Origin of the sequence: Stenotrophomonas sp. 2YAF22 (assembly GCF_052114665.1) — a bacterium.
GTDB lineage: Bacteria > Pseudomonadota > Gammaproteobacteria > Xanthomonadales > Xanthomonadaceae > Stenotrophomonas > Stenotrophomonas indicatrix.
The window spans coordinates 1-5,957 of record NZ_JBFRFE010000227.1; the positions used below are offsets into that span (position 1 = coordinate 1).

General features: G+C 65.1%; 6 protein-coding genes. 2 read left to right on the forward strand and 4 right to left on the reverse strand.

The genetic code is table 11. The annotated features are described in order from the left end of the window. On the forward strand, positions 1 to 104 hold a 104-nt coding region (locus tag AB4Y84_RS10745), incomplete at its 5' end, for a hypothetical protein (protein ID WP_442250115.1). 14 nt (positions 105 to 118) lie between these two features. Beyond that, positions 119 to 1,522, forward strand: coding sequence for a mannose-1-phosphate guanylyltransferase/mannose-6-phosphate isomerase (locus AB4Y84_RS10750; protein ID WP_442250113.1), 1,404 nt, complete (start codon positions 119 to 121; stop codon positions 1,520 to 1,522). Between the two features lie 86 nt (positions 1,523 to 1,608). Here AB4Y84_RS10750 and glmS read toward each other — a convergent pair whose 3' ends face one another. From glmS to rfbA, 4 genes are all read right to left on the reverse strand, one after another. Further along, positions 1,609 to 3,447, reverse strand: a complete 1,839-nt coding sequence (gene glmS, locus AB4Y84_RS10755) for a glutamine--fructose-6-phosphate transaminase (isomerizing) (protein ID WP_442250114.1) — start codon at positions 3,445 to 3,447, stop codon at positions 1,609 to 1,611. A gap of 142 nt (positions 3,448 to 3,589) precedes the next feature. After that, the gene (gene rfbD / locus AB4Y84_RS10760; RefSeq protein WP_442244870.1) at positions 3,590 to 4,495 is read right to left on the reverse strand and encodes a dTDP-4-dehydrorhamnose reductase; all 906 of its coding nucleotides are present in this window, start codon (positions 4,493 to 4,495) and stop codon (positions 3,590 to 3,592) included. Next, on the reverse strand, positions 4,492 to 5,049 hold the full coding sequence (gene rfbC, locus AB4Y84_RS10765; protein WP_442244871.1) for a dTDP-4-dehydrorhamnose 3,5-epimerase: 558 nt from the start codon (positions 5,047 to 5,049) through the stop codon (positions 4,492 to 4,494). The genes rfbD and rfbC overlap by 4 nt, the downstream gene beginning before the upstream one ends. Then, positions 5,046 to 5,933, reverse strand: a complete 888-nt coding sequence (rfbA, locus tag AB4Y84_RS10770) for a glucose-1-phosphate thymidylyltransferase RfbA (RefSeq protein ID WP_442244872.1) — start codon at positions 5,931 to 5,933, stop codon at positions 5,046 to 5,048. Before rfbA ends, rfbC begins: the two co-directional genes overlap by 4 nt. Between the last annotated feature and the right edge of the window lie 24 nt (positions 5,934 to 5,957).

The window sequence follows — 5,957 nt, forward strand, 5'->3', positions numbered from 1 at the left end:
GCTCCAACACCGAGCCCTTGCTGCGCCTGAACGTGGAATCGCGCGGGGATGCAGCGCTGATGCAGGCACGCACCGATGAAATCGCCACGCTGTTGAAGTCCTGAGCGGAGATGTCCCGATGAACACCGTCCAGCCCGTCATCCTCTCCGGGGGTTCCGGCACCCGCCTGTGGCCCTTGTCGCGCGAGGCGTACCCCAAGCAGTTCCTGCCTCTGGCCGGTGAGCTGACGATGCTGCAGGCGACCTGGCAGCGCGTGGCCCCCATTGCCAGCCGTGGCCCGCTGGTCATTGCCAACGAGGAACACCGCTTCGTTGCTGCCGAACAACTGCAGCAGGTCGGCGCCGAGCCGGCCGCGATCATCCTCGAGCCGGTCGGCCGCAACACCGCCCCGGCCATTGCCGTGGCCGCGCTGGAAGCCACCCGCGACGGCGCCGATGCGCTGTTGCTGGTACTGCCCTCCGACCACGTGATCACCGACGAAGCCGCGTTCCGCGTTGCGGTGCAGGCGGCCGCCGGCGCCGCTGAAGCCGGCAAACTGGTCACCTTCGGTATCGTGCCGACCGGCCCGGAAACCGGCTACGGCTACATCAAGGCCGCCGATGGCCAGGGCGTGCGCRCAGTCGAACGCTTCGTCGAAAAGCCCAACCTTGAAACCGCCACCGGCTACGTGGCCAGTGGCCAGTACTACTGGAACAGCGGCATGTTCCTGTTCAAGGCCTCGCGCTACCTGCAGGAGCTGGAACGCCTGCAGCCGGCCATGTTGTCGGCCTGCCGCACGGCATGGGAGGGCGCGCGCCGCGATGCCGACTTCACCCGGCTGGACAAGGACGCGTTCACTGCGGTGCCTTCAGATTCGATCGACTATGCGGTGATGGAAAAGACCGCCGATGCCGTCGTCGTGCCCTTGGATGCCGGCTGGAACGATGTGGGCTCTTGGACGGCACTGCGCGATGTCTCGCAGCAGGATGGCGATGGCAACGCGCACCAAGGTGATGTGATCGCCATCGACTGCCGCAACACCTATGCCTATGGCCAGCGCCTGGTGGCGATGGTCGGGCTCGATGATGTCATCGTGGTCGAGACCGACGATGCAGTGCTGGTCGGCAAGGCCGATCGCATGCAGGAGGTCAAGACGGTGGTGGCGAAGCTGAAGGCTGATGGCCGCAGCGAAGCCACCTGGCATCGCAAGGTGTACCGGCCGTGGGGAGCCTACGATTCCATCGACAACGGCGAGCGTTTCCAGGTCAAGCGGATCACGGTCAAGCCCGGCGGTACGCTGAGCCTGCAGATGCATCACCACCGTGCCGAGCACTGGATCGTGGTCAGCGGCACCGCCGAAGTTACCCGCGGCGATGAAGTAATCCTGCTGAGCGAGAACCAGAGCACCTACATCCCGCTGGGCGTGACCCATCGCCTGCGCAACCCGGGCAAGCTGCCGCTGGAACTGATCGAAGTGCAGTCCGGCAGTTACCTCGGCGAGGATGACATCGTCCGGTTCGAGGATACGTACGGGCGCAGTTGAGGGTTGTTTGATTGCCGGGCCTACGGCCCGGCAATTGGTTGCGGCAACACCCAGAGCCAAAGCCGCTCTGGCGTTCTGGCGCGACCTTACTCCACCGTAACGCTCTTGGCCAGGTTGCGCGGCTTGTCCACGTCGGTGCCGCGTGCCAGCGCGGTGTGGTACGCCAGCAGCTGCACCGGGATGGTGTGCACCACCGGGCTGAGCACGCCGGCATGGCGCGGGGTGCGGATCACGTGCACGCCYTCGGACTCGTTGAAGTTGCTGTCCTGGTCGGCGAACACGAACAGCTCRCCGCCRCGCGCGCGCACTTCCTGCATGTTGGATTTGACCTTCTCCAGCAGGCTGTCGTTGGGTGCGATCACCACCACCGGCATGTCCTCGTCCACCAGCGCCAGCGGCCCGTGCTTGAGCTCGCCGGCCGGGTAGGCCTCGGCGTGGATGTACGAGATTTCCTTCAGCTTGAGCGCGCCTTCCAGGGCGATCGGATAGTGCAGGCCACGGCCGAGGAACAGCGCACTGCTCTTGCGTGCGAAGCGCTCGGCCCATGCGGCGATCTGCGGTTCCATGTTCAACGCATGCTGCACGCTGCCCGGCAGGAAACGCAGCTGCTCCAGGTAGTCCGCTTCCTGTGCGGCATCAACGCGGCCATGCAGCTTGCCCAGCACCACGGTCAGCTGGAACAGCGCGGCCAGCTGGGTGGTGAACGCCTTGGTCGAGGCCACGCCGATCTCGGCGCCGGCACGGGTGTAGCAGACCAGTTCGCTGGCGCGCGGAATCGCGCTTTCCGGCACGTTGCAGATCGACAGCGTGTGCGTGTGTCCCAGCGATTTGGCGTACTTCAGCGCTTCCATCGTGTCCAGCGTTTCGCCGGACTGGGAGATGGTCACGATCAGGTGCTTGGGATTGGCATACGCGGCGCGATAGCGGTATTCGCTGGCGATCTCCACGCTGCACGGCAGGCCGGCGATGGCCTCGATCCAGTAGCGCGCGGTCAGGCCCGAGTAGTAACTGGTACCACAGGCCAGGATCTGCACGCCCTCGATTCCCGACAGCACCGCTTCGGCATTCTTGCCGAACAGTTCGGCCGGGAAGCCACCAGCGTCGATCGCCGCTTCGATGGTGTCGCCCAGCGCACGCGGCTGCTCGTGGATCTCCTTCTGCATGAAGTGGCGGTACGGGCCCAGCTCCAGGGAGGCCAGCGAGACATCGGAGAGATGCACATCGCGCTCGATCGGCTGATCGTTGCCATCGAAGATGCTCACGCCATCCCGGCGGATCTCGGCGGTGTCGCCCTCTTCCAGGAAGATCACCTTGCGCGTGGCCGACAGCACGGCCGACACATCGGACGCCACGAAGTTCTCGCCCTCGCCCAGACCCACCAGCAGCGGGCAGCCCATGCGGGCGCAGACGAAACGTTCCGGCTCGGCACGGCTGATCACAGCCAGCGCATAGGCACCGGTCAGTTCCTTGACCGTGTGCTGCAACGCGACCAGCAGGTCATCGCCATTCTTGAGATGGTGATGAATCAGATGGGCGATCACTTCGGTGTCGGTCTGCGACTCGAAGGTATAGCCCAGCGCGCGCAGCTTCTCGCGCTGTTCTTCATGGTTCTCGATGATGCCGTTGTGCACCAGCGCCACGCCATGGCTGATGTGCGGATGCGCGTTCGCCTCGGTGACACCGCCATGGGTGGCCCAACGGGTGTGGCCGATACCCAGGCTGGCGTTGAAGCCTTCAGCCTCGGCAGCAGTTGCCATCTCCGAGACACGACCGGTACGGCGCACGCGGCGCACGTCGGGCCGTTCGGCTTGATCGATCACCGCAATGCCCGAGGAATCGTAACCGCGGTATTCCAGTCGCTTCAGTCCTTCGATCAGCAGCGGCACCACGTCGCGCCCGGCGATCGCACCCACGATTCCACACATGTCACGCATTTCCTTGAAGACGGTCGCCGCATTCTAGCCTGCGTGTCCGCCAGCCCCCTCCTGTCCGCTTAATGAAAGTGTCCGGAAAGGCCCCAGCAGGGCATATGCAGCCGTTGGATCTGGTCAGTCCAGCAGCTGGATCTCAATGAAGCGCTGGCGCAATCTCTTGCATGACCCGCTTCAACCCATCCTGCCACCTCGGCAGCGCGATGCCGAAATCCTGCTGCAACCTGCTGTTGTCCAGTACCGACCATGCTGGACGCTTGGCCGGCGTCGGGTACTCGGCAGTGGTGATCGCCTCGACTTTCGGCCCCTGCGACAGCACGCCTGTTGCTACCGCTTCCGCAAAGATCGCTTCGGCAAAGCCGTGCCAGCTGGTCTCGCCCTTCGCGGTCAGATGCCACGTGCCCGACAGTGTGCCGTCGTGCTGCAGCGCTTGTGCGGTCACATCGGCAATCAACGCTGCCGGCGTCGGCGTACCGACCTGGTCGGCGACCACACGCAGCACGTCGCGGTCCGCCCCAACCCGCAACATCGTGCGCAGGAAGTTGGTGCTGTGCGAGGCATATACCCACGCGGTGCGGAAGATCAGGTGGCGTCCACCGGCCGCGCGGATGGCCTCCTCACCGGCCAGCTTGCTGGCGCCGTACACGCCCAGCGGGGCGGTCGCATCGTCTTCCCGGTAGGGGCGCGCGCCCTGCCCGTCGAAGACATAGTCAGTGGAGTAATGCACCAGCGGGACGCCGGCCTGCGCGCACCAGCGTGCCAGCACGTCCGGTGCCTCCGCATTCGCACGGAAGGCGGCATCGCGGTCGTCCTCGGCGCGGTCGACCGCGGTATACGCGGCCGCATTGACCACCACCGTCGGCTGCACACGGTCCAGCAGTGCCGCCAGCGAAGCAGGCTGATCGAAGTCGGCCACTTCGCACGCGGTGCCACCGGGCAGCGCACCGCTGCGGGTAGTCGCCACCATGCTGCCCAGCGGGGCCAGCGCACGTCGCAGTTCCTGACCCAGCTGACCGTTGGCACCGAGAAGCAGGATCGTCACGGCTGGTAGACCGGCAGGCGGCCCTCGGCAATGTCTTTCATGAACGGCGCAGCCTCATCCTTGGCCGAGAGCGTCGGGGCGCTGATCGGCCAGTCCACGGCGATGTCGGCATCGTTCCAGCGAATGCCTGCGTCGCTCTCCTTCACGTAGACGTCCGTGCACAGGTAGCTGAACAGTGCACGTTCGGACAGCACTGCGAAGCCATGCGCGAAGCCCTCCGGGATCCAGAACTGCCGCTTGTTCTCCGCGCTCAACACGACCGCTTCCCAGCGTCCGAAGGTCGGCGAACCGCGACGGATATCGACGGCAACGTCGTAGACCTCGCCTTCCAGCACCGTGACCAGCTTGCCCTGCGGCCGCGGCCACTGGTAATGCAGGCCCCTCAGCACGCCCTTGGCAGAGGCGGACACATTGCTCTGCACGAATGCGCCCGGCAGGCCATGCTCGGCAAAACGATCCGCATTCCAGGTTTCGAAGAAGAAACCGCGATCGTCGCCAAAGACGGCCGGCTCGATCACCTTGCAGCCGGAGAGCGCGGTCTCGATCAGCTTCACGGCACCACGCCCCGCAATGCCAGCGAATGCAGGTACTGGCCGTAGCCGTTCTTGATCAACGGCGCCGCCAACGCCTCCAGTTGTTCGGCGGTGATCCAGCCCTGGCCGAAGGCGATTTCTTCCGGGCAGCAGACCTGCAGGCCCTGGCGGGTCTGGATGGTCTCGATGAAGTTGGAGGCTTCCAGCAGCGACTGGTGCGTGCCTGTATCCAGCCACGCATAGCCACGGCCCAGCGCTTCCAGATGCAGGTTGCCCTCGCGCAGGTAACGCTGGTTGAGATCGGTGATCTCCAGCTCGCCGCGCGGCGACGGCTTCAGCTCCGCTGCGTAATCGCTGGCGTTGCCATCGTAGAAGTACAGGCCGGTGACGGCATAGTTCGAACGCGGCTTCTCGGGCTTCTCGACCAGGTCGATGACCTTGCCAGCCTTGTCGAACTCGGCCACGCCGTAGCGCTCCGGATCATTGACCCAGTAGCCGAAGACGGTCGCGCCGGTGTCGCGCTGGTCGGCGTTGCGCAGCACTTCGCGCAGGCCGTGGCCGTGGAAGATGTTGTCGCCCAGCACCAGGCAGCTCGGCTTGCCGCCGATGAAGTCCTTGCCGATCAAATAGGCCTGCGCCAGCCCGTCCGGACTCGGCTGCACGGCGTACTCGATGTTCATGCCCCACTGCGAGCCGTCGCCCAGCAGGCTCTGGAAAAGCGCCTGCTCGTGCGGCGTGTTGATGATCAGCACGTCGCGGATGCCGGCCAGCATCAACACGCTGAGCGGGTAATAGATCATCGGCTTGTCGTACACGGGCAGCAGTTGTTTGCTGACGCCCTTGGTGATCGGATACAGGCGGGTACCCGAGCCACCTGCGAGGATGATGCCCTTGCGTTGAGTCATGCGGTTGTCCTCTGTCTGGTGATC

What these genes read in the sequence shown, in the direction of transcription:
- rfbA (WP_442244872.1), bottom strand. Translation starts at nt 5,933, where the DNA reads ATGACTCAACGCAAGGGCATCATCCTCGCAGGTGGCTCGGGTACCCGC.